This is a genomic window from Bowmanella denitrificans, assembly GCF_039522935.1.
GTDB lineage: Bacteria > Pseudomonadota > Gammaproteobacteria > Enterobacterales > Alteromonadaceae > Bowmanella > Bowmanella denitrificans.
The window spans coordinates 240,489-264,946 of record NZ_BAAAEI010000001.1 but is presented as its reverse complement, the minus strand read 5'-3'; the positions used below and the strand labels follow the sequence as shown (position 1 = coordinate 264,946).

Sequence of the window (24,458 nt, the reverse complement as noted above, 5' to 3'; positions counted from 1 at the left end):
GCTTGGTATTAGTGGCTTTTGCCTAAGGCCGGGTCCTGGCTTTCCTGCTGGGCGAGCTTGCCACCCAGCTTTGTGCGTATATATCTGAAGGGTTTACGCAGGTCTTCCAGAATCAGATACAGGCAAGGCACCAGCAACAAGGTCACCAGGGTGGCGTACATCACCGCAAAACCCAATGCGACCGCCATGGGAATTACAAACCTGGCCTGCAGGCTGGTTTCAAACATAATCGGCAATACCCCGGCGAAGGTGGTGATAGAGGTCAGGGTGATGGCCCTGAATCTGGCACAACCTGCTTCGAGCACCGCATCCAATATGCGGTGTCCTTCGGCGCGGCGCTGATTGATAAAATCGGTCATTACCAGACTGTCGTTGATCACCACCCCGGCCGCGGCTATCAGGCCAAAAGTAGACATCATGCTTAAATCCAGCCCGAACAGGAAGTGCCCCCAAATGGCGCCGGTCAGGCTGAAAGGGATCACCGACATAATGATAATGGGCTGGCCGTAACTCTTCAGCGGCACAGCCAACAGGATGTAGACGATGATCATGCCGGCAATGAAGAACATCATCTGTTCGTTTTGCTGGGCCTGCTGTTCAGCAATATCGCCACCCAGTTCGGTTTTCACTGAGGGGAACATCGCCTGCATATCTGGCAGCAGTTTATCCTCAATGGTTTTGACCACGGCATTGGGCTCAATCTTTTCTTCGTCAATATTGCCCCACACATACACGCTGCGATACCCACCTTCGCGGCGGATATAGCTGATGCCTGGCTGTTCGCTCAGGGTCACGACGTCGCCCAGCATCACTTCCTTACCAGATGGCGTCTGGATAATGGCATATTTCAGTTCGGCAAACTGTTCGCGGGTCAGCTTAGGATAGCGCACCATCACGCGCACTTCTTCGGTGCCCCGAATGACCCGCTGCGCTTCGCTGCCATAGAAGCTGTCGCCAATCTGGTTGGCAATACTGGTTAAATCCAGGCCCAGGTCATAGGCCACCGGCAACAACTGCATCTGGATCTCTTTGCTGGCCGGGTCAATGGTGGAGCTGACATCGAACAAGCCTTCCTGTTCCTGCAACTTGCCAATGAAATAACGACCGGCTTCATTCAGGGTTTTGATATCTGAACCAAATAACAGATAACCAAATTCTCCGTCGTCACCGCCACCGTTCACATCATCCTGAATGGTAAAGGACTTCATACCGGGAATCTCCGGAATTTTCTCACGCCAGCGGCGGGCCAGCTCAAAGGCGGTGAAGTGACGTTGGTCTTCGTCTACCAGCGGCACTACTATACGCGCTTCGGTGCGGCCCTGGTTAAAGGCCAGCAGGTCCTTAACCATGCCGCTACCGTATTCGGCGGCAATCTCTTTATCCACCTGCCAGATAGCCGCTTCCACTATTTTCAATGCATCGATAGTGGCTTCGTCAGATACCGTCTCATTCATTTCGATGCTGACCGACGGGAAATCGTGCGGCACTTTTGGGGTGGGCACCATACGCACGTGGTTGGCGGAAATCAGCGCCCAACTGATGATCAGCATGGCAATAAAACCGCATAAGGTCAGCCAGCGCCACTCCACACAGCGGGTCACAAAGTTGCGGTAAGGACCATTGACGAAACCGAAGAAACGCTGGTTGAAGCGATCACGCCAACTGCCGGGTTTTACCGGCTTAAAATCGATGTGGGCAATGTGCGCAGGCAGAATCAGCTTAGATTCAATCAGGCTGAAACTCAGACACAAGATCACCATAGTGGCGATAATGACAAAGAACGTGCCTTCTGGTCCCTTACTGAACACAAAGGGGGCAAATACGGCAATAGTGGTCAGTACGCCGAAGGTGGCAGGCGTGGCCACCCGTTTGGCGCCACGGATAACGTTCTCCACCCCCGGCCCTTTGTTTTCTATTTCGGTGTAGGCACTTTCCCCTATCACGATGGCGTCATCCACCACGATCCCCAGTACCATAATAAAGGCGAACAGCGACAGAATATTGATGGTAACCCCGAACACCGGCATCATCATTACCGCCCCGAGGAAACATACCGGCAGACCCACCATAACCCAGAATGCCAGGCGGAAGCGCAGGAACAGGGTCAGCATCAGTGCAACCAGAATGGCACCCTGCCACAGGTTGTTGAGCATCATATCCAGACGGGCATTGAGGTAATAGGTCATATCCACCAGCACGCGCATTTCCACTCCATGTGGCAGCGTCTGGTTACGATGGTCGATAAAGTCTTTCACTGATTTGGCCACCGGCACCATATTCTGGTCCTTGGTGGCTTTTACCGACATAAAGATGGCGTTTTCACCCGAGTATTTGAAATAGCGTTCGCCTTCTGTCAGGTCGTCCTGAATAAACGCGACATCCTGTAGCAATACCTTGGCTCCGTTTGCACCTATTTTGACCGGTATATTGCGGAACTCGTCACCATTGTAATATTGATTTTCCACCCGCACGGCAATAATGCCTGAATCGGTGCGGATCTGGCCGGCCGAGATATTGGCCGAGTAACGACGAATAGCGGTGGCCACATCGTCCAGGGTCAGATTGTAGCGGCGCAGCATCTCGGGTTTGATTTCCACCGCGATTTCATCATCCGGTGCATCCAGATTCACCAGCGACACATTGCCTAGTTGTAACAGTTCGCGCTCCATCTGAATGGCAATGGTTTTCAGGTCTTTGAGGGGCAGGTCGCCCACCACCGCCATTTCAATCACGTCCTGGCGGAATTCTTCCTGTGAAACCGTGACAGGTTCCATGCCGGCCGGGAAGGTGGCAATACTGTCGACCCGCAGTTTGACCTTGTCCAGCACATCGGTGATATCTTCCTTGGTATGAATCTCCAGAGTAACCCGACCGCTGTTGCGAAAGGCACGGGACACCAGACGTTTAATTTCGGTGACATCCTTTAAAGATTCTTCAATCTTGATCAGTATGCCTTCTTCAATTTCCTGCGGCGAAGCGCCGCGATAGGTGGCACTGATATTGATGTAGTTAATTTCAATATTGGGGAACATCTGGCGCTGGATGGTGAAAAAGCTCACCAGGCCCATGACGATGATAAACCACATCATCAGGTTGGCCGCCACCGTGTTACGGGCAAAAAAGGCTATCAGGCCCTGTTCTTTGGCTTCGGTATTGGACATGACCTTTCCTTACTCGTTTGCCTGGGCAACCAGGGCGCTGTCGGCGCTGGTCTTGTCCTGCTCACCGGCAATTTTAACCTTCATGCCGTTTTGCGGATATTCGGGCAGCGTCATCACCACGCGTTCACCTTCATTCAGGCCATTGCCAATCAGGAAGTATTCGGCCTCTTCACGCAGTACCTTAACGGTGCGAGATTCCAGCTCGTTGTCTTTGTTAACCACCCAGACTTTGCGATTGGTCACCAGATCCTGTGGCAGGCGGAAGATATCTTCCAGGGTGGCACCTTTTAATGTGACTTCCACATAGGTGCCAAATTTAAAGGCCGGTGCGTCGGTGTTGAGGCTGTATGGATCGCGAATACGCGCTACCACCTGGCTCATACGGGTGCCCTGATCGATAATGCCTAAATCCCGCTCTATGGTACCGCTACGGGTCAGACTGACTGCGCCGCGGCTGGTAATCTGGGCTTGACTGCCAGCCAGTTCGGCCGGCAGGAACATGGCATCAAAGCCGGCAATCGGCAGATTGATCTCGGCGGTTTCGACATTATACAGCTCGCCCACTTCGTTACCCTGATGCACATACTGGCCCAGGCCCAGATTACGGGATATCACCAGAGCATCGTAAGGGGCGCGTACATCCGTGTAGGCCAGATCGCGCTGGGCAATTTTCAGCTGGGCTTCGGCAGATTTAACCGCCGCTTCGGCGCTCATCACCTGTGGCTTACGCAGATACAGGTCGGTAACCTGGGTGGACGGCATGGATTTGGCTTCGCGTTTTGCCACTTCGGCTCTGGCTCTCTCTTCCACCAACAGTGCCTGGGCCTGACTCAGACTGGCTTCAGCCTGCAACAACGCTGCCTGATATTGCTGTTTGTCTATGCTGAACAACAGAGTGCCGCGTTTGACCAGACCACCGGGTACAAAATCTTCATGCCATTGCACCACTTCCCCGCCGACCAAGGCCGCCAGTTTGGTGCTTTCCAGTGGTTTAACTTCACCATAGCTGTTAATCAGCACCTGGTAGTCTTCGGTACTCAGGGCTTCCACTTTAACTGTGGGGCGGGAGTCAACCTCTACCTTGTCACCTTTGTCGCTGGCGGTCGCATTAATCGCCATAAAGCCTATGATCCCCACGGCGATAGCAGCCAATGGCAGAGTGATTTTGATCCAAATCTTGTTCATCGGTGTGTGCATATTCTGGTCTTTAATGGGCCTATAATAACGAAGCTTTGCAATGAAGGCGTTAGGCAATTGTAAATATGTGTTAGAAACCAGATTAGATCACCCCGCTGGCAACTCTGTTAAAATGCCTGCTGGCCTTAATTTTCCGGAGATATCAATGAGTGGCAGTCAGGCGAATAATCCCCTGCATGGCGTTACCCTGGAGCAGATCTTAATCCGCCTTGAAAAAGAGCTGGGCTGGGAAGCTATGGGTAAGGCGGTGGAGATTCGCTGCTTTACCCATGAACCTTCAATCAAATCCAGCCTCAAGTTTTTGCGCCGCACTCCCTGGGCCAGAGAAAAAGTGGAGCGCTTGTATATCAGCGCGTTCCATATCTGGGGGCGTGGCACGCCCTAGAAATGATAGGTAGCTCCCAGCCTTAAGGTCCGTGGTTCTATGGGATGATAGTGAATGTCTTCCACACCTTCAGGCGGCTCACCGGGTAAGCGGGATTCGTATAAATAATCAATGTCATGGTCATCGCTGTCCAGCAAGTTCAGCACTTCCAGCTTGAATTGCCAGGCTTGCAGCGCGTAGGTGAGGGACAGATTCATCACGGTCAGAGGTTCAGAACGTACCTCGCCCCTGCTGTCCAGCAGGCGTTTGCCGAAATGCCTGATCCGCAAGCTGCTGCTGATATTGTCATTTGCCTGCCAGGTGAATCCGGCACTGGCCACCACCGGCAGAGAACCGTCAATACGATCGCCTTCGCCTGCTTCCTGACCGCGGAATCTGGAATGGCTTAATGCCACCTCCATATCCAGACTGAGCCTGTTATTCAGCCAATAGTAAGCGGCCGCTTCCACACCATAGCGGCGGGAGCCGCGACTGGCTTCGGTATTACCGGCATCACCGACAAACAACAGTTCGGAATCCAGTTCCAGCGTCCAGATAGCCACCGACAGATTCAGACTTTTGCTGTCGAAATAGCGCAGACCGATCTCCATGCCATCACCCCGAACCAGCAAATCCACCGGCTCGGCACGGTCACCGGTGACCGGATCTAACTGAATCGTGGCCCCTCTGGCGTCATTGGAATGAAAAGACTGTCCGGCATTTATATAGCCTTCCAGGCTGGGTGTCAGGCTGTAACTAAGGCTGGCATTGAAGCTGAGTAAATCATCACTGGCATCACCACTGTTTTGTGCCAGGTCGCTGTTTACCGACACATCAAAATAGTCATAGCGCACACCAGTACTTAAGGTCAGACGGTTAGTCAGCAGCAATTCGGATTGCCAGTACAAGGCGCTGGAGAGTTCATCCACGCTGTCCACCCGCACTGGCGACAAAACTTGCCGGGCTTTAGTGTTATACAGCGCCACTTCACCTATGTCGTCGTAGCGCAGTTGTGCACCTACTTCATGTGTCCATTCTTTGCCGAACAGGCTGGTGAAAGCGTGACGGCTGATTTCACCACCCCAGATCCGGCGTTTGTCCACCTGCTTAAACTGGTCCCCCTGGATGGGATCGTTCAGGTAATAAGTAAAGTTGGAGAATAGATCCAGATTCGACTCAATGGCATAGGCGCTGATGGCCCAGTCATACCATTGCCAGTTAAGTGACAGGCTGTAGCGGTCAGACTCGCCGCCGAGTGTGGTATCCAACGAACCTAGTTTGTCGATCAGACCCTGGTCCACGGCACGCTGCGGGATCTGGTCGGCGGACTGCCAGCGATTGTCGTAGGCCATTAAGGTCAGATTAAACTGGCCGCTGTCAGTGGCACGGTTGTAACGAACCAGGCCATTATACTTGCGGATACCTTCGTCGATATCTGTCCAGGGGCCGTCATAGCCGGTAGCTTCCAGTCCGACGCTGAGCGTGGCATCGTCTAGAGCAAGGTGATGGGATACCACGGCACGCTGATAATTGTCCTGTCCAAGCTGCAAGGAAAGCATTGAAGGGAGTGCAGAGGCCAGAAAGAAACGGGCGGAGCCTGCCGTGGCAAAGTCACCCTGGTCAGCATGGTACGCACCTTTGCGGTACTGAATATTGCCGATAAACTCCGGCACAATAAAATTCAGATCCGTATAGGCCTGCCCATGGCCATGTGTGCGCATATTCAGGGGCATTCCTTCCAGGCTGGTTTGAAAATCTGTGCCATGGTCAAGGTTAAAGCCGCGCAAAAAGTACTGGTTGGCTTTGCCCGAGCCACTGTGCTGGGTGACGACCATACCTGGTACCAATTCCAGTACCTCGCCGGTACGCAGCAGCGGACGCTGGGCAATCTCGCCCTGACCTATGACACCTTCTGATGCTGAAAGTGCCTGTCCCAGCAGACGGGTCTGATGACCATGCACGGCGATATGTTCATAGTCCAGGCCATGAGCCAAGGCGGCTGAGCTGAAAACCGTGCTGATGAAAAACGCAATGTGCCTGACCCTGAACATATAACCCCCGCGATACGAAAGGCCGGCATTCTGACATATTGCCGGTATGGCAAATATTACACTGAGATGAAATTCGCAAAATGCGGGCTAAACGTTGGGGGAACTGTGATGGCTATTGGCTATCGCGGATATACAGGCTGATACGGCGAAAGTCGGCTACCCAGAATCTGTCCTGATGCTCGGCCAGATAGTCGAGAAAGGCCTGATGCACATCCTTATCAACCTGCAGATAATCCGCCCCGACGCCATGAAAGGTGATATTGGCCATTGTGCCATTGGCTGCGGCCTGTTCAACATAATCTATCAGGCTTTGCAGGCTGGGTTTTTGCGGTGACCAGGCCGGAACCTGCTTAACATCCAGACTATCCATACCGGTGATCGGGGCGCCTGCCACCCGAATGGCAATAAAATGCGGGCTGACCTCTGTCACATAATCCTGACCGCCAGCCAGACGGTCAGAACAAGGTGGGGTAAAGGTGCGCTGCAGTTGACCGTCTATGGCATGCAGCCGGGTATTGGCCTGCAATACCTCGGTTACCATACGTTGTGCCGTCCAGGTATCCAGATTGTGCTGTGGCGGCACCCACTGCCGGCCTGGGAGTGATGCCCGACAGGCATGGTTAATGCTGTGGTTACCCAGTTCATGACCATCTGCTGCGACCTGTCGCCACTCATCAAGCCGGTTTACCAGTGTGGCAGAGGACAAGGTCAGATAGAAACTGGCCTTAAACCCCAGTTTATTCAATTGCGGAATAACCACATCCAGGTGGCTTGCCAGTGCGTCGTCGTAGGCCAGACTGACCGCCGCCTGTTGCCCCTGTGGCCAGGCAAAGTCAGCTGCATGGACCACAGCAGAGCACCCACCCATCAGCAGCATTGCTAAACGGCAGGCTAACTGGCAGGTGTTCTGGTGCTTGTGCATATCTGTTTATCTGCCTACTGACATTGATTAGCCTCTGCCTGACCCGGCAGCAGACGAATATTAGCGATGCTGATGTGTAATTCACCTTGCACCCTCAAACTAAAAGGGCTGAACACCCGGGCAAGATGATTGGCCTGGTTAAAACACTGCAAGGGCACCGAAACGCTGTGCCATTCGCCCACAGGCAGTGCCGCGAGCCTGGCACTGATGTCCAGCTCAGACGAGCAATTTTCGCCGCATAGCATGGCCAGGGTGACTGGGCTTTGTAACTGACTGTCCAGTTTTACCGCCAGATGCAGGCTGGCGTTAGCTTCCACATAGGCACGCAGATCCTGCGGGAAACTGGCTCCAATTTGCACTTCACCCGGCGCTGAACCATCAAAATGCAGACGACGACTGTCTTCCTGGATTTTCCAGTCGCTGGTGCGCAGGCTGACCGGACCTTGCTGCTGGACACTGCTGATCACCGCCTGAGTGTTTCCTATGGCGCCGATGCTAAGCTGCCAGGGGGCCTTGATATCATTTTCAAACAGGCTCAGTGGCGCTAAAGCGGCATTGGTGGTTTGCACACTTTCGTCCAGTGGTGCGCTTAGTACGTCTTTATCGCCGTAGCTCAGACCAAAGCCATAAGGCAACAATGGTTGATAATCAGGATCATGGCGGTTGACGGTAGTCTGCTCTGGGCTGGCGGGCCAGGAAAAGGACAGCTTACCCTTAAAGTCGTGGTGCACCGCACCGTCGGTACGGCGCAGCAGCACATCCGCGATCCCCCCGCCTTCGGAGCCGGGTAGCCAGGCGGCGACAAAGGCATCTGAGGCGTTCAGTTCAGGGTTTACCCACATTGGCCGCCCACTGATAAAGACCGACACCACCGGGATCCCCTGGGATTGTAATTTCTTCAGTAAGGCTAAGTCGGTTTTATTGCCGCGTTGGTATTCCAGGTTCGCCAGATCGCCATTGCCTTCGGCATAGGGCTCTTCGCCAAACACCACAATGGCCACATCAGGTACCTGACTATATTGACCGTCGGCTGCCAGTTCAACCTGACCACCAGCTGCGTCTACGGCCTGTTTTATACCGTCATAAACAGACGTGGCACCAGGAAAATCACTATTTTGATTACCTGTACCCTGCCAGGTAATCGTCCAGCCGCCTGACTGTTTGCCAATATTGTCGGCACCGTCACCGGCCAACAGGATGCGTGACTGAGGCGATAATGGCAGGAGCTGGTCTTTGTTTTTCAACAGCACCAGAGATTCGCGCACAGCCTGACGCGCGATGGCGCGATGCGCCGCATGGCCGATCAGGCTGCTGTCACCAGCCAAAGCACGATTAGCGGGCGATGGCTTGTCAAACAGTCCAGCCCGCAGCTTTACCCGCAGAATTCGCGCTACCGCATCGTCCAATCTTGCCTGACTAATTTGTCCGGCCTTTACCTGGGCGATGGTATTTTCCAGCAGTGGCTTCCAGGCCTGGGTGGGCACCATATACATGTCCAGCCCGGCATTGATCGCGGCGGGGCAGCTTTCATTGGTGCATCCGGGGATCTGCCCATGGCCATTCCAGTCGCCCACTACAAAACCGTCAAAACCCATACGCTCTTTCAGGACTTGTGTCAGTAAATAAGGGTTGCCGTGGTTTTTTACACCATGCCAACTGTTGAATGAGGCCATTACCGACTGTGCGCCAGCTGTCAAACCACCGACGTAGCCTTGCGCATGAATATCAAACAATTGCTGTTCGGTGGCAAGATTGTCACCTTGATCATCACCATTTTGGGTGCCGCCGTCGCCGAGGAAATGTTTAACGGTGCTGATCACCTGCTGTTCAGATAAAAAGGCCTCGTCGCGGCCCTGCAGGCCCTTAACAATGGCGTAGGCGTAGTCACGGACAATGTCCGGGTCTTCGGAGTAGGCCTCGTAGGTACGACCCCAGCGGTCGTCACGGGTCACCGCAACGGTCGGCGCAAATATCCAGTCAATCCCCGTGGCGGCGACTTCTTTGGCGGTTGCGCCGGCAATTTTTTCAATCAACGCCGGGTTATGGGCCGCACCCAGGCCAATATTATGCGGGAACAGTGTCGCACCGATAACATTGTTATGGCCATGCACGGCATCAGTGCCCCACATGGTGGGAATACGACTGCCATCCAGACTGTCATCCACCGAGGCCTGATACATGGCTTCGGCCAGTTTCACCCAATCCTGCACCGACGCGTGCTTATTGTTGTCGGGAAAAGCCCCGCCGCCGTTCAGGTACGAACCGAAGCCATAGCGTCGCATATCCTCGATACTGATATCGCGAATTTCCGGTTGCATGGTTTGCGCAACCTTCTGCTCCAGGGTCATATTGGCCAGCAGCGACTGCACACGTTGTTCGATTGCTTCACTGCGACTGACTTCTGATTGAATAACCGGCCAGAAATCCGGCACCGCCGGCGTTGCCGTATTTTGACTGTGTTGGCTATCGCTACAGGCTGACAATGCAGTACACAACGCCAGGCCCAGCAAGGGGCGGGCAGACAGGGAAGGGGTCAAAGATGGCATTGTCAGGCAACCTCTTGTTGAACGGTGGAAGAGTCAGACTGGCGGGCTTTGGCCCCGGCCAAACCATAAAAAGCGATATACAGGTAGCACACCAGCGGCAGCAGGAATGACAATTGCAGGCCCAGACTGTCAGCCAGCATACCCTGCAACAGTGGCACCACCGCCCCGCCGACAATGGCCAGGCACAGCAGGCCCGAGCCGCGACCGGTATCCGGCCCAAGTGCACGAACCGCCAGACTGAAAATTGTTGGAAACATGATGGAATTGCACAGACCCACGGCCAGGATACTCCACATGGCCAGGCTGCCATCGGCAACAATAGCGGTCAGTATCAAAGCCATGGAAGCCAAACTGTTAAAGGCCAGCAGTTTGCCTGGCGCAACACGTTGCATCAGTGCCGCGCCGATAAAGCGACCGACCATGGCTCCGCCCCAGTAATAGGCAATGTATTTAGATGCCTGTGCTTCTGTCATTGCCATCACATGCGCTTCGCCGAGGAAATTCACCAGGAAGCTGCCAATGGAAACTTCCGCCCCCACATACACAAAGATCCCCACCGCACCGAGGATCAGATGGGGGTAGTGAAACAAGGAACGGTGCCTGTCATCGGTGGTGGACTGTGTATGCTCCAACTGCGGTTGAGGTAACTGCAGGCGGAAAAAGCACAGGGCCATGGCGACCAGAATCAGCGCCAGACCAATGTAGGGGGCGATAACACTGTCGGCTGACTGCTCAGTCTGTGTGTGGGAAAAAATCAGGATGCCGCCCAGCACAGGGGCGACTGTGGTGCCCAGGGAATTAAATGCCTGGGTCATGGTCAGACGGCTGGATGCGGTATCCGGGTTGCCCAGCAAGGTCACCAGTGGATTGGCCGCGACCTGCAAAATGGTGATACCTGCGGCCAGCACAAACAAGGCCATCAGGAACATCCAGTAGGTTGCGTAAAGTGCCGAAGGTACAAACAGCAAACAACCGCAAGCGGCAGTAAGCAGGCCGGTGGCAATGCCACGCTGAAACCCGATTTTGTCCACCAGGCGCCCGGCTGGCACGGAAATCAGAAAGTACGCACCGAAAAAGCAAAACTGCACCAACATGGCCTGGGTATAGCTCAGGCTGAATACCGCTTTAAGGTGCGGAATCAATATGTCATTCAGGGCGGTAATAAACCCCCACATAAAAAACAACGAGGTTAACGAGACCAGTGCAAAGGTCAGATTAGCGTGGCGGGGTTGTTCCCCTAAAGCGGCTTGGCGCATAACAATTTCCGGCTTGGCTGAGGGCGGGTGATGTTTTGCATTGACCCGCCAGTTACAAGGGTTTAACATTTGTGAAAGCGCTTACATTATTAGCATCACTGAAACCGATGCGCAACACATTGCTGATGTAAAAAGTAATGTTGAGGTCTGGGATGGTGTGTGAGCGAAATGTAAATTCTCTTGCCTGACTGGATGATATCTTGAATAACAAACGCATTGAACTGCCCGATGGGGCACCATTACTGAAGCCGGATTTCCTGTTTGGGGTGGCGACTGCCGCCTTCCAGATTGAAGGCGCTGCCGACAGCCGCTTGCCCTGTATCTGGGATACTTTTTGTGCTGAGCCGGGAAAGATTCGCGACGGTTCCAACGGTTTGCAGGCCTGCCGGCATATTGAGCACTGGCAACAGGATATCGACTTAATCCATAGCATGGGGGTGGATGCCTATCGTTTTTCCGTTTCCTGGCCCAGAGTCATGCATGCCGATGGTACGCCCAATCAACAAGGCCTGGACTTTTATGTGCAGTTGCTGGACAAACTCAATGCGCTCGGGATTAAAGCCTTTGTGACCCTTTATCACTGGGATTTGCCGCAATACCTGGAAGATCAGGGTGGCTGGCTGAACCGTCTGACGGCCTATCGTTTTCGCGATTATGCCCGGCTGATAGCCCGTACCTTCGGCGACAGAGTGTATTCTTATGCCACACTCAATGAACCTTATTGCAGTGCCTATCTGGGCTATGAAATCGGCGTGCATGCGCCTGGCCACAAAAGTAAGGCCTGGGGCAAACAGGCGGCTCATCATTTATTGCTGGCGCACGGTCTGGCCATGCGGGAGCTGACGGAACACGCGCCGCATGCCCAAAATGGTATCGTGCTGAATTTCAGCCCTTGTTACGCCAAAACCGATGCGCCAGAGGATATTCAGGCGGCCCAAAACGCCGACCAGTATTATAATCACTGGTATTTGCGCCCGGTACTGGAAGGTCGCTACCCTGATCTGATGCACGCCTTGCCTGAGCATGAAAGGCCTGTAATTGAAGAGGGGGACATGCAAGTGATTGCTCACCCGTTGGACTATCTGGGGATCAATTACTACACCCGCGAGATATACCAGGCCGACGACACTGAATTATTCCGTGGTGGTCAGCAGAAATCGCTACCACTGACGGATATGGGCTGGGAAATTTATCCTCAGGGGTTGCGCAACCTGCTGCTGTCGTATCATCAGCAATATGCACTGCCACCGGTGTATATTACTGAAAACGGCGCAGCCATGGTGGATAAGCTTGAAGAGGGACAGGTGAATGACTGGGACCGCCTGGCCTATCTGCACAGCCATATCAATGCGGTTAACGAAGCGGCAGAGCAGGGCGTGGACATTCGTGGCTACTTTGCCTGGAGCCTGATGGACAACTTTGAATGGGCAGAAGGCTACCTGAAGCGGTTTGGACTGGTGTATGTCGACTATGACAGTCAGCAGCGTATTATCAAGGCCAGTGGTCAGGCGTATGCGCACATGCTCAAGCATCGTCAGACAAGTGCCATAGCCGGGGAGTAACAGCGAATGTTGTCGGTACGAGAAAAAGTAGCTTATGGACTTGGCGATACCGCCAGTAATATCGTATTTCAGTCGGTTATGCTGTTTCTATCCTTTTTCTATACGGATATTTTCGGCTTGTCACCGGCGCTGGTGGGTACCTTGTTTCTGGTGGTGCGCATCTTTGATGCGGTGACCGACCCTTTGATGGGCGCTATCAATGACAGAACCCAGACCCGCCATGGCAAATTTCGCCCCTATCTGTTGTGGCTGGCCGTACCCTTTGGCGTTATCAGTGTGCTGGCTTTTACCACCCCGGACCTCAGTGCGGATGGCAAGGTTATTTACGCCTTTGCCACCTATGGGTTGCTGATGCTGGCTTATACCGCCATCAATATTCCCTATTCGGCCTTGGGTGGTGTGCTTACCGCGAATCCGGCCGAGCGGGTGTCGGTGCAATCCTACCGCTTTGTGTTTGGCATGCTGGGCGGCTTGCTGGTGACTGCCTGCACGTTGCCGCTGGTGGATTTCTTCGGTCAGGGCGACAAGGCCAAAGGTTATCAACTGACTATTGCTGCCATGAGTGTGCTGGGCGTGATCATGTTCTGGCTGTGCTTCGCTGGCACCAAGGAAAGGGTATTTCCACCGGCCGACCAGAAGTCCAGTTTCTGGCAGGACATGGGGGCGCTGTGGCATAACGATCAGTGGCGTATTCTGAGTCTGGCCGCCTTATTTGTGCTGGTGGGGATGGTACTGCGTAACACATTGGCGATTTATTACGTTAAATATTACCTGGGCCGTGAGGATTTGATTACCCTGTTTGTCACTTTAGGCATGCTGGGCAATATTGCCGGTTGTGCGGTGGCGCAGTGGCTGGCAGCCAGGGTTTGCAAAGTTAAAGCCTATATGACGATACAACTGATTGCGGCCTTGTTGTGTGTGGCAACCTATTTTGTGGCGGGTGAGCAAACCCTGTTGGCCTTTGGCATTTATGTGCTGTGGTGCTTTATTCTGCAAATGGGCACCCCCCTGTTATGGGCAAAAATGGCCGATGTAGTGGATTATGGGCAGTATCGCAGCGGTGTGCGTATCACAGGTATGACCTACTCATCTGTGGTGTTCTTTATCAAAATGGGCCTGGCACTGGGTGGTGCACTGGCTGGTTGGTTACTGGCCTTTTACAGCTATCAACCCGACCAACCGCAATCTTCTGAAACCCTACAGGGTATTCTGTTGTCTTTTACCTGGTTACCGGCATTGGCGTTTTTAATAGTGGCACTGATTATGAAGTTCTATAAACTCGGCAACCAGGAAGTCGAAAAAGTCAGGCTGGCGCTTGCAGGCGCCGAAAGTCGATAGGAGTGCAAGAGTTTTAGCATGGCAACCATTTACCAAGTATCTGAAAGAGCCGGGGTGTCACTGGCCACAGTGTCCAGGGTGATGAACGGCAGCGCCAAAGTTGGCGAAGCCACCCGCACCAAAGTGCTCAAGGCCATGCAGGAACTTAATTACCGTCCTAATTCCATCGCCCAGTCGCTGGCATCCAATTGCTCCAACAGCGTTGGTATGCTGGTGTCGGAAGTGCATGGTCCGTTCTTCGGTGAAATGATGAGTGGGGTGGAAAACGAACTGCGCTCGGTGGGCAAGCACGTGATTATTGCCGCGGGTCACAGTGACGTGGCCAGCGAAAAAGACGCCATCGAATTTTTAATCAGCCGTAAATGTGACGCCCTGATCCTGCATGTGGATGCGGTAACCGATGAATACCTGTTGGAGCTGCACAAGCAGACGCCGGTGGTGGTGTTAAACCGCCTGGTAAAAGGTATGGAAGAGAACTGTATCTGCCTGAACAACGAGCTGGGTGGCTATCTGGCCACTAAAGCCATGCTTGAGCTTGGCCATAAGCAGATTGCCTATATCTCCGGGCCCTTGTTTAAACTGGATGTACGTGATCGCCTGGCCGGTCATCAACGTGCCCTGCAGGAAGCGGGACTGGTATTTGATCCGGGGCTGTTTATGGAAGGTGACTTTCATGAGGCTGGGGGTGTCGCTGCAATGGAAAAATTACTGGCACGAGGCCGTTCCTTTAGCGCTGTGGTGTGCGCCAACGATGAAATGGCCTGCGGTGCGATGAATTGTGCGCGTGACAACCGGTTGGAGATCCCCAAAGATTTGTCGATTATAGGCTTTGACAACGTGATTATGTCTCGCTACACCTTCCCCCATTTAAGCACAATCGACTTTCCGGCCGGCGAAATGGGCCGTATGGCGGCTCGCTGGGTGCGCAAGCACATCTATCAGGATGACAAGCTTAAGGTGCAAAACCTGTTTGAACCCAGCCTGGTATTGCGGGATTCTGCGTTGCCGGTCTCTGCCTAGCAAAAAAGCGTTATCTGAACTCAATAAACAAATTGGCGGTCAGCCTGCCGGTGACGGGGTTGCTGTCGATGTCTGAGTCTGTGTCAATCAGACCGGAGTGCAACAAGAATCCCGGATAAATCAGTAATCGGTTAGGGCGGTAGGCGACCTGGCCAATTTGTTCAAACTGGTCAGTGCTGTCATGAATATAGGCGTTATCGGGTTCGCCATAACCGGCCATATGCGCCTGCACCGCCGCAATATAGGGCACTCTTCTGGGTTGACTGATGGTTTCAAATCCGGTCGGTTTATGCCGGTAAAAAGCGGTGCCGCCATGGGGACCCGGATTCAGATAATGCATCAAGGCAAAGTGATAGAGATAGTGGCTGTCATAGTGGGGCAGACGCTGTCTGCTGCTAAGTTGCTCGGGTGTCTGGCTGACCAGCGAATAAACAAAATTTTGCGGCTGCATACGTAACTGAGCAGGCACCCGGTACAGTTGGTAAATCAGCTTAAACACTCCGTCCAGCAAGCTGAAAATATATGGACGGGGCAGGGGCGCGCGAACCCCCGGATAAGCCGCTTCGCTCGGCGGAGTAAAGGTTTGTTGGCTGGCATGAGCGATAACAGCCTGAATATCCAGGGCGAAATCGTCAATCACCACCACCGGCGTTTGTTCCCGACCGACCTGCAAAATCTCAATGGCAGCACGGCTATTGAGTTGAATTGCGGTATCCAGCTCTGCCTGCATCGTCACTGGGCCTTCGCGGCGGGGCAATAGTGGCGAATAAAATTATGGTGCGGGGGAAGCTGGGCCACAAAACGGCTGACGTTGGATTTAATATGCGCCAGAAAGTCTCGCAGCTCCTGCTCTGACATCATATCCACGATTGGGTGATATTGCTGTGGTGTCAGTCCCTGGCCCATCATCACCTGGATCCAGGAATTTTCCGCGAACAGCTCGTCTGGCACCTTAAATACCCGGCCGGTGCGTTTGAACAGCTCAATGCGATGCCGCAGGGAGTCCGGCACGGCCATCTGTCGGCAATGCTGCCAGAACTTGCTGTCTGTGCGATTGGTGACATGGTAATGCAGAATGATAAAGTCGCGGATATTGTTAACTTCATGCTCGGTCTGGCGATTAAACTCATCAATATCGCACTGTTCCACTGACGCATAAGGCAGTAATTGCAACAGTCTGACAATACTACGTTGTATCAGATGGATGCTGGTGGACTCCAGTGGTTCGATAAAGCCGGATGACAAACCCATCGCCACACAGTTTTTATGCCAGTGCTTACGCCGCTGACCGGTTTTAAACTTAATCAGTCTGGGTTCGGTCAGGCAATCGCCTTGTACCGAATTCAGCAGAGCTTGTTTGGCCTCGTCGTCTGCTACATAGCGACTGCAATATACCATGCCGTTACCTACCCGGTTTTGCAGCGGGATCTGCCATTGCCAGCCCCAGGGGTGGGCAATGGAACGGGTATAGGGAATGGCCGGTTGCACTGAACTGGTTTGCACTGCCCAGGCCGAATCGCAGGGCAGCCAGTGGGTCCAGTCGTCGTAGCCGGTATGCAGGGTTTGCTCAATTAAGAGGGCTCTGAATCCGGTGCAGTCGATAAACAAATCGCCTTCAATAAGCTGCCCATCTGCCAGCTTAAGGGCAGTGATATTGCCGCTGTGCTCACAGGTTTGTACCTGGGATATTTTGCCTTCTATGCGCTTGGCACCATGGCTTTGGGCGATATTACGCAGAAACCTGGCATACAGCGATGCATCCAGGTGATAAGCGTAATTAATGGCCTGATTGCCCATCACCGCGAACTTATTCTGCTGCGCGGCCACCAGCTCGGGGCAATACTGACCAAAATCATCGGCGATACCCAATTGTTCAGCCTTAAGCCAGAAATGCTGGAAACCGGCGGCCCAGCAATCCTTGCCCGTGGTACCAAAAGAGTGAATATAGTGTTGGTCGAGATTGCGCCAGTGTTCGAAAGCGATGCCCAGTTTAAACGTGGCGTTGGTGGCCGCCATAAAGTCCTGCTCTTTAATCTGCAGTAACTTGTGTAAGGTCAACAGCGGCGGAATGGTGGCTTCCCCCACTCCCACAGTGCCAATATCGTCGGATTCCACCAGGGTAATATCCAGATGCTTACCAATCAGCTTGGCGAAACAGGCCGCAGCAATCCAGCCAGCGGTGCCACCACCGGCAATAACGATTCTTTTGATTGCGTGTTTGTTCATCTTGGGTCTCTTAGCCACGTCAGCGGTTGAGTTTATTTAAAAGATCTGCCCGAAGCTGGCGTGCAGCGGTTTGGTCTATCTCGCCCAGCACACCTTGGGCATGTTCAGGAATATGTGTAAGCGCGGGCTTGTCAAACACATATTGGTCAAACAGATGTTTCCAGGCCTGGCGCTGCTGGTCAGGCAATTGACCAATGGCCAGTAAAGCGTGGCGCAGCGCGTCAAACGGGTTGCCCAGAAAGGCCGGGCTGCTGCGCCACCAGAAATTAATCAGGCCGTTAACTGCCGATAACCCTTGTACCTGATGCCACCACATACTGGGAATGTAAATGGCATCACCGGCTTGTAGCTCGACTTCTAGGGCATGCTGCATGGCAATGTGAAAACGTGGGAATTTTTCCGGATCCGGCGCCTGTGCATCCACCAGGCTAATGGCCTGCCCGGCCGGGGTGAAATCCAGCGGGCCGATATACAGATTTGGTAACTGCTCGGGGGGAAACAGGGTGAACTTTCTTTTCCCGGCAATCACGCAGGCCAGATTGTCGGGAAAATCAAAATGAGCGGCTACCCGGCTGCGATTGCCCAGCCACAGGCTGGTTAGCGGTGCAACATCCGTTAATGGCATTGCGTGGTCGCGTTTAAGTCCCGGCAACCATTTATCTACCAGGGTCGAGCCCAGATACAGCGTTTCGGCGTCGGCCTGGTGACGGGCGTTCAACAGGCTTGTTAAGAATTGCCTTAATGGCATACGGTCGGGCCGAAAATTAAAGCCAGTCATATCCTGGTTGTAGAATATTCTGCCGTCAGCCTCGGCAGGCGCCTGGTAGACCGTCACTGGCTCGTCCACCGCATAGTGTTGTAAACAGGCTGCCAGTTGCTCATCCCCTGCTTTGGCTGCGCTAACCACTGGCCAATTATTGACTAAGCCCCTGAACACCTTTGGTCTGGCGTCCTGAATCATGGCCAGCGCAAAATGTTCAATACTGGCACCCTGTACCTGGGCAATGCTGTGCAGCGGTTCAGACATCAGGTCAGTGCCAGCTGCGCATTTTTCATGGCCACCAGTTTGGCAAACTGTGACTGGGACGCCAGCATCATATAGATGGCTTCCAGATAGCCCTGCTGGTTCAATCCCGCCAGCTGTTCTGCACTCAGCTCTGACAGGCTTTTTTCATTCACGGTATAAAAACCCAGTAGCTGATGCTTGGCATGATTGTCCAGTTGCACTTCCAGGGAGAAGGACTCTATCAGGTTCAGTTCGAGCAATGCGGCGATAAAGTGGTTGTTCATTTCCACCCCCTGATGCAGGGTCTCCAGTACCGACACCAGTTGTTCCAGATAAGGTGAGTAACCGCCGTATTCCAGAAACAAAGGCTCACCCTTGTCCAGGTTAACCCTGGGGTGTTGCATATTAATATGGATCACCCGCTGCCCATTACTTTGACCAATCAGAAAGGGGCCACGCTGCTGATAAAGCGGAATGTAACCGGCCTGCCACTGGTCCCCCTGCAGAAACAGATTTTCTTCTGCCTCAAAGCCAAACAGGGCGACAGGGTAAAATTCCCCGGTCTGGGCATTTTTATGCAACACCACAGGGTAATAAGCCTGAGCCGTTCTGAACTCGGGCAGGGTCAGCATGCTCAGCATCACCTTGTCCCCCAGTGAGGCCCCTTTCGTCGTGTCGATACGTACATCTTTATGATCAATATTATTCAGTGACTCAACTTTCATCTGGCTCATAATGTTCCTAGAGTGTCTGCAGGCCGTGGGCCTGAATTTTTTCGATCAGCGCCCGGTTGCCGGGAAGCTGACTAACGAGTTGCCGGGCTTTTTGCGCTGTCTGCCTGAATTCTTCCTGAGCACGTTGCTGATAACGCTGGATGGACTGCCTGGCGGTCAGCTGGGAGTGCTTGCCCATACCATAGTAAATATATTGAAAGCTTGCCGATGGAAACATTTCCTCGGCTTGAGGGAAATCGTAACGACTGGGCATATTGTGCTGCCAGAAGGTCAACAGGTGCTGCAAGCTGTCGGGAATGGAGTCTGGTTGGCGGTTGTCCTGCCAATAATCGCTGTCATCCCGGCTCGACAACACATAATGCAGTTTTAAAAAGTCGACAATTTGCTGCCAGCGATAGGCAAAAGTGCTATTAAACCGGTCCCGGACCAACGACAGATCGGCGCCGTTCAACGGCAATTGTTCTGCAACAAATCTGGCTGACAGTTCAATTAATACCAACGCCGACGCTTCCAGGGGCTCAACAAACCCGGCCGACAGGCCGATGGCGACACAATTGTGATGCCAGAGTTTTTGCCGATAACCGGAACGAATCGGGATCTTGCGAAAACTCAGATCCTGTCCCTGTTCGCCTATGTATTCGCTTAAGGTTTGTTGTGCTGCCTCGTCGCTGGTATGGGCGGATGAATAGACATACCCGACCCCGCGCCGATTTTGCAGGCCGATATCCCAGATCCAACCGGCTTGCCTGGCACTGGATAAGGTCGCCGAAGCAATGGGCTGCTGTGGATCGGTATAAGGCACTTGTATGGCCAGGGCGGTATCGTTAAACAACACCTTATTCTGCTGGTGCAGGCCAATCTTAAAGTGCTGCTCAATCAATAAGGCGGCAAAGCCACTGCAATCAATAAACAGCTCGCCGCTGATTTCACCATGCTGCTCGGTTTGCACGGCGCGAATCGGTGCGTCTGGTTGACCATGCACGGCAATCACGTTGTCGATAATATGCCGCACCGCCAGTTTGTCGGTGCAGTGACGGCGCAGTAGCTCAACAAATTTACCGGCGTCTAAATGGTAGCCATAGTTGCAGACAAAGGCATATTCGGGGGTACTGATTTGTTTTGGCGCCAAACCGGCTTCAATCAGTCTGGGCTGCGGTGACACCGCATGGGCAAAGTCAATTTGCTGCTGATAAGGTTGCCAATGGGGATAAATATCAAATTCAACTGCTGCCACCGGCGGTGAAAAGGGGTGGTGGTAAAGGTCCTGTGCATCGTTGTTTCGCCACTGACGAAATAACGAACCTTGTTTGAATGACGCGTTGCAGCAACGGATAAGGTCCGTTTCGCTAATGCCAATACGTTGCAGGGTTGTGCGCATGGAAGGCCAGGTGCCTTCACCAACGCCAATGCTGCTGATATCACTGGATTCAATCAGGGTAATATGGATGCCTGGCGTGTGCAGATACTCTGCAGCAAGTATCCCGGCTGTTAACCAGCCGGCGCTACCGCCACCCACAATGACGATATTGCACTGTGCATTTCCCATGATCGACATCCGCAAATAAAAGTAGCCACCCTCGTGGCTACTTTTTTACCACATAATGCGCGATTAGAAGTTGTATCTCGCGCCGATATTAAAGCGACGACCTGTCTGGGTCAGGTTCACCAGTTGCAATGAATTACGCTCATGGCTGCGCGTGTATTCATCGGTCAGGTTTAATCCCTCAACAAACAGGGTCAGGTTCTCGGTCAACTGGTAGCTGACGTTGGCGTCCCACTGACCGTAGTCTTCCACGTACGTGGGGTTCTGCAGGCCCTGGCCATTCACCGTGTTGGACAGGAACTTGTCACGCCAGTTGTAAGCAATACGGGCCTGCAAACCGTCTTTGTCGTAGAAGCCAATCAGGTTGTAGGAGTCGCTCATGCCCAGCAAAGCAAACTGTTCACCCAGACTGCTGTTGTCATAGTCAAAATCGCCATCTACGAAGGTGGCATTGGCAATAAAGCCAAACCCGCTCTCACCAAACAGATGTTGCACCGCCAGTTCGAAACCATCCAGTTTGGCATCATCCTGGTTAACCGGAATTGTGATATCAAAGGTGGCAATGGCATCACCGGTTACCCCCAGAATAAAGCCGTTGGCATCCAGTGTTTCGGGATAATTCTGTTTAATGTACTCGCGAATGGCGGTGTTACCCACAGCGCCGGCTGCCACGGCTTCTGCATATCTTGCGCCCTGGGCTGGGTGCGGCAGATTAAAGGTGGTTTCTTCCACCGTGGTGCGGCCGACAAAGTTCTTGGTGTCTTTCTTAAAGTAGCCCACCGACGCATAGCTGCCTTCATCGTAGTACCATTCCAGCGACAGGTCGAAGTTAGTGGACTCCAGTGGTTTAAGTCCTGGGTTACCACGCTGACCTGTACCGCCATCAATACGGATCAGGGCATCAACTGTCTGCCCCCCCTGGATATCGGCATAGCTTGGGCGGGCAATGGTTTTACTCACTGACGCACGCATTACCACGTCATCAATCACTTCAATGTCAAAGTCGATGCTGGGCAGAACGTTGGAGTAATCGCCGCTCAGTTCAGTAAACTCCTGATCCCCGGTGGCCACCAGATTGAATTCGTTATCACCGGCCCAGGCAATATTGCTGTAAGTAGGCACCAGCGCTCTGGAGGTGACATCGGTTTTCTCATAGCGCACGCCTACCGACAGGTTGTAAGGCTTGTCACCCCATTCACCTTCAAAGTTAACCTGTGCATAGGCGGCAAGCTGCTCTTCCGTGGTGCGACGGTCTGTAGTCATCACCGAAGAGGAACAGAAAGAGTTGCCACAATCACCGGTTTGCCCCAGATTGCCATATTTTTCCGCAGCGATGGCACGCACTGTATCGAAGTCCCAGCGGAAGTATTGCTGCAGTAGCAACGAGGAATCGCTGCCACCCATATCAAAGTGATGGCCGATGGAATCTAACGAGAAGGCGCTGAGGTCAATATCTCCGGCTTCACCCAAGCCCCCCCAGTTGTCCTGTTGGACATTGGAATAAGCAGAACGATTCTTCACTTCCGAGCTACTGACACCAAAGTCGATACTCTTGACGATGCTTTCGTCGAATACGTAGGTGCCTTTAATTTGTGCCTGGGTTATGTCGCTGCGCATCTGGCTGTTGCGGAATGAGCTGCCGGTGACGCGCATATCCTCAGCCTGGATACCGTTAAAGCCATCCGGATAGGCAATTTCCAATACCGGCAGTGGCGTATCAAAGTGCCCGGTGGTGACGTCACGCACCCAGGTTGCCATACCAATAGTGTTGTTGCTGCCAAATGGGCTGTCAGGCTTGGATTCTGCGGATGAGTCGTGCACATCCAGTTCAAGCTGCAGGTTATCGGTGGCTTGCCACTCAATATTCAGGCCCAGTGATTTGTTTTCATTGACCGTGGCAAACTTACCCGCACCCATGGCCAGATCGCCCGGATCGGCAAAAGCTTCGGAGTAGATGATAGGTGCAACAGCCGGACCGTCAGAGAATACCCCGGTGGAGGGGCCGAAGTTAAACCAGGCGGAAACGTCGTGGTATCGGTCGTCGACCTCGTTCTTGGAGTAGGTGTAATCCAGTGTAGTGGTCAGGGTATCTACCGGGCGGTATTGCAGTACCAATTGACCATTGGTACGGGTGCGCTTCACCTCATGGAAGGCATAGCCCAGGCTTTGCGGTACGGAATACACGTCATCGGCGGTGGGATAGTTTTGGTAGGCGTCGTCGCCATCAGGAATCAGACCACCCCATTCGGCCTTGCCGCCACCCCAGTCCCAGCCGTTAATATCGCCGGGGAAGGTACGCCAGCCGCCGGATGTGGCTTGTGCGTTACCGCTTTGTCTTTCCTGGTAAGAGCCGGAAATGGCCACGCCAAATTTATCGTCGGCAAAGGTATTACTGTACAGACCTGAAAATTCAGGTGTGATGGAATCGCCTTCATCGCTGGATTGATCAATAACCCCTTTGACCCCAAACGTGGCTTTCATGCCGGGCGCATTCAGAGGTTTGGTGGTAAGGATATTGATGGTGGAACCCATGCCGCCGGTTGGCACGTCGGCGCGTCCGGTCTTATACACTTCAACACCTGAAATTCCTTCGGAAGCCAGGTTGGCAAAATCAAATGAACGGGATGATGATGCCACAGTGGCTTCAAGTGAGGAGGCTGGCATTTGCCGACCATTCAGGGTCACCAGGTTGTAGTCTGGTCCCAGACCACGCACTGTTACCTTACTGCCCTCGCCATTTGAACGGTCAATGGAGACGCCGGTGATACGTTGCAGGGATTCCGCCAGGTTGGTGTCTGGGAACTTACCCATGTCTTCAGCTGTAATGGCATCTACCACGCCTTTGCTGTCGCGTTTTACGTCCATGGCGCGAATCAAGCTGCTGCGAATACCGGAAACCTGAATGACTTCCACATCTTCTGCACCTTGCGCCTGAGCGGGTTCCTGAGCGAAGGCTGGGGAGATGGTGGCCCCTAAAATTAGCGACAGACTGGTAGCCAGCCGGGTTTTATTGAATTTGTTGTATCTCATGTGTCCCCCGATGTGACCTGTGACATCGATTTATCTTGTTTTGTAAGCGCTTACAATTCTTGGTCAGAAAAAAGCGCCTGACCTGAACGTGTGGCGCCGCCTACCCAGATGCATCCCGCGCTGGCTGAACATCGCAAGTGTAACATAAATTTAACCTTTGGGTCTGAGGTTAATGGCTGCTGCGGGTTCGGTCCACAACGGCTAATACACTTGAACAGCAAGGCCTGTGACAGAGTGTGTAAGTTTGAGGGCAACTTATGTTAACTGTTTTAACAGACATGTAAGCGCTTTCATTAAGTTAGATTGTTTTGTGTTGTAATGCAAGTGTTTTTAAATTGTTAATTCGTTGCCGGGCTGATTAAACGACGGGTTACCGAAAGAGCAGAGGCTAAATGGCAAACATGCTGATTTTATCCGTACATGGCCTTGCGCTTTGCTAAAAGCTGCTATGGTTAGTAATTGATTCTGATGCCTTTTATACCCGGTTTCTGAATATGGAACT

Annotated in this window: 16 protein-coding genes; 4 read left to right on the top strand and 12 right to left on the bottom strand. The window is 53.1% G+C overall.

The annotated features are described in order from the left end of the window. Window positions 1-8 precede the first annotated feature (8 nt). A complete protein-coding gene (locus ABD028_RS00990; RefSeq protein ID WP_343840652.1) occupies window positions 9-3,161 on the bottom strand; it encodes an efflux RND transporter permease subunit in 3,153 nt (1,050 codons plus the stop codon). Window positions 3,162-3,170: 9 nt separating this feature from the next. Continuing rightward, window positions 3,171-4,346: an efflux RND transporter periplasmic adaptor subunit gene (locus ABD028_RS00985; protein ID WP_343840649.1), complete on the bottom strand. Its 1,176-nt coding sequence runs from the start codon at window positions 4,344-4,346 to the stop codon at window positions 3,171-3,173. A 157-nt stretch (window positions 4,347-4,503) separates the two neighbouring features. Between ABD028_RS00985 and ABD028_RS00980 the strand changes: the two genes are divergently transcribed. Next, a complete protein-coding gene (locus ABD028_RS00980) occupies window positions 4,504-4,743 on the top strand; it encodes a VF530 family protein (protein WP_102796498.1) in 240 nt (79 codons plus the stop codon). Here the strand turns inward: ABD028_RS00980 and ABD028_RS00975 are convergent. The 4 genes from ABD028_RS00975 to ABD028_RS00960 all read right to left on the bottom strand — a co-directional run bounded on the left by ABD028_RS00975 (window position 4,740) and on the right by ABD028_RS00960 (window position 11,497). Further along, window positions 4,740-6,773 (bottom strand): TonB-dependent receptor, encoded by a 2,034-nt coding sequence (locus ABD028_RS00975; protein WP_343840642.1) that lies wholly within the window; start codon window positions 6,771-6,773, stop codon window positions 4,740-4,742. The two genes, ABD028_RS00980 and ABD028_RS00975, sit on opposite strands and share 4 nt — an antisense overlap. A gap of 112 nt (window positions 6,774-6,885) precedes the next feature. After that, the gene (locus ABD028_RS00970; protein WP_343840639.1) at window positions 6,886-7,695 is read right to left on the bottom strand and encodes a polysaccharide deacetylase family protein; all 810 of its coding nucleotides are present in this window, start codon (window positions 7,693-7,695) and stop codon (window positions 6,886-6,888) included. 14 nt (window positions 7,696-7,709) lie between these two features. Further along, a complete protein-coding gene (locus ABD028_RS00965; protein WP_343840637.1) occupies window positions 7,710-10,241 on the bottom strand; it encodes a glycoside hydrolase family 3 protein in 2,532 nt (843 codons plus the stop codon). A 2-nt stretch (window positions 10,242-10,243) separates the two neighbouring features. After that, window positions 10,244-11,497, bottom strand: coding sequence for a sugar MFS transporter (locus ABD028_RS00960; protein WP_343840635.1), 1,254 nt, complete (start codon window positions 11,495-11,497; stop codon window positions 10,244-10,246). A 200-nt stretch (window positions 11,498-11,697) separates the two neighbouring features. Between ABD028_RS00960 and ABD028_RS00955 the strand changes: the two genes are divergently transcribed. From ABD028_RS00955 to ABD028_RS00945, 3 genes are read left to right on the top strand one after another with little or no spacing between them, the layout of a single operon-like run. After that, window positions 11,698-13,059, top strand: coding sequence for a GH1 family beta-glucosidase (locus ABD028_RS00955; protein WP_343840632.1), 1,362 nt, complete (start codon window positions 11,698-11,700; stop codon window positions 13,057-13,059). Window positions 13,060-13,065: 6 nt separating this feature from the next. Then, the gene (locus tag ABD028_RS00950) at window positions 13,066-14,397 is read left to right on the top strand and encodes a glycoside-pentoside-hexuronide (GPH):cation symporter (protein WP_102796493.1); all 1,332 of its coding nucleotides are present in this window, start codon (window positions 13,066-13,068) and stop codon (window positions 14,395-14,397) included. 18 nt (window positions 14,398-14,415) lie between these two features. After that, window positions 14,416-15,417 (top strand): LacI family DNA-binding transcriptional regulator, encoded by a 1,002-nt coding sequence (locus ABD028_RS00945; RefSeq protein WP_343840626.1) that lies wholly within the window; start codon window positions 14,416-14,418, stop codon window positions 15,415-15,417. Window positions 15,418-15,427: 10 nt separating this feature from the next. Here ABD028_RS00945 and ABD028_RS00940 read toward each other — a convergent pair whose 3' ends face one another. The 6 genes from ABD028_RS00940 to ABD028_RS00915 form a co-directional block, all read right to left on the bottom strand. Continuing rightward, the gene (locus tag ABD028_RS00940) at window positions 15,428-16,147 is read right to left on the bottom strand and encodes a DUF6445 family protein (RefSeq protein WP_343840740.1); all 720 of its coding nucleotides are present in this window, start codon (window positions 16,145-16,147) and stop codon (window positions 15,428-15,430) included. 2 nt (window positions 16,148-16,149) lie between these two features. After that, entirely contained in the window at window positions 16,150-17,643 is a 1,494-nt protein-coding gene (locus ABD028_RS00935) for a tryptophan halogenase family protein (protein ID WP_343840623.1), read from the bottom strand. Window positions 17,644-17,662: 19 nt separating this feature from the next. Continuing rightward, window positions 17,663-18,670 (bottom strand): cupin-like domain-containing protein, encoded by a 1,008-nt coding sequence (locus tag ABD028_RS00930; protein WP_343840620.1) that lies wholly within the window; start codon window positions 18,668-18,670, stop codon window positions 17,663-17,665. Next, window positions 18,670-19,383, bottom strand: coding sequence for a SapC family protein (locus tag ABD028_RS00925; RefSeq protein WP_343840617.1), 714 nt, complete (start codon window positions 19,381-19,383; stop codon window positions 18,670-18,672). Before ABD028_RS00925 ends, ABD028_RS00930 begins: the two co-directional genes overlap by 1 nt. 7 nt (window positions 19,384-19,390) lie before the next feature. Next, a complete protein-coding gene (locus ABD028_RS00920; RefSeq protein ID WP_343840614.1) occupies window positions 19,391-20,929 on the bottom strand; it encodes a tryptophan halogenase family protein in 1,539 nt (512 codons plus the stop codon). 63 nt (window positions 20,930-20,992) lie between these two features. Beyond that, window positions 20,993-23,956, bottom strand: coding sequence for a TonB-dependent receptor (locus ABD028_RS00915; protein ID WP_343840611.1), 2,964 nt, complete (start codon window positions 23,954-23,956; stop codon window positions 20,993-20,995). Window positions 23,957-24,458 lie beyond the last annotated feature (502 nt).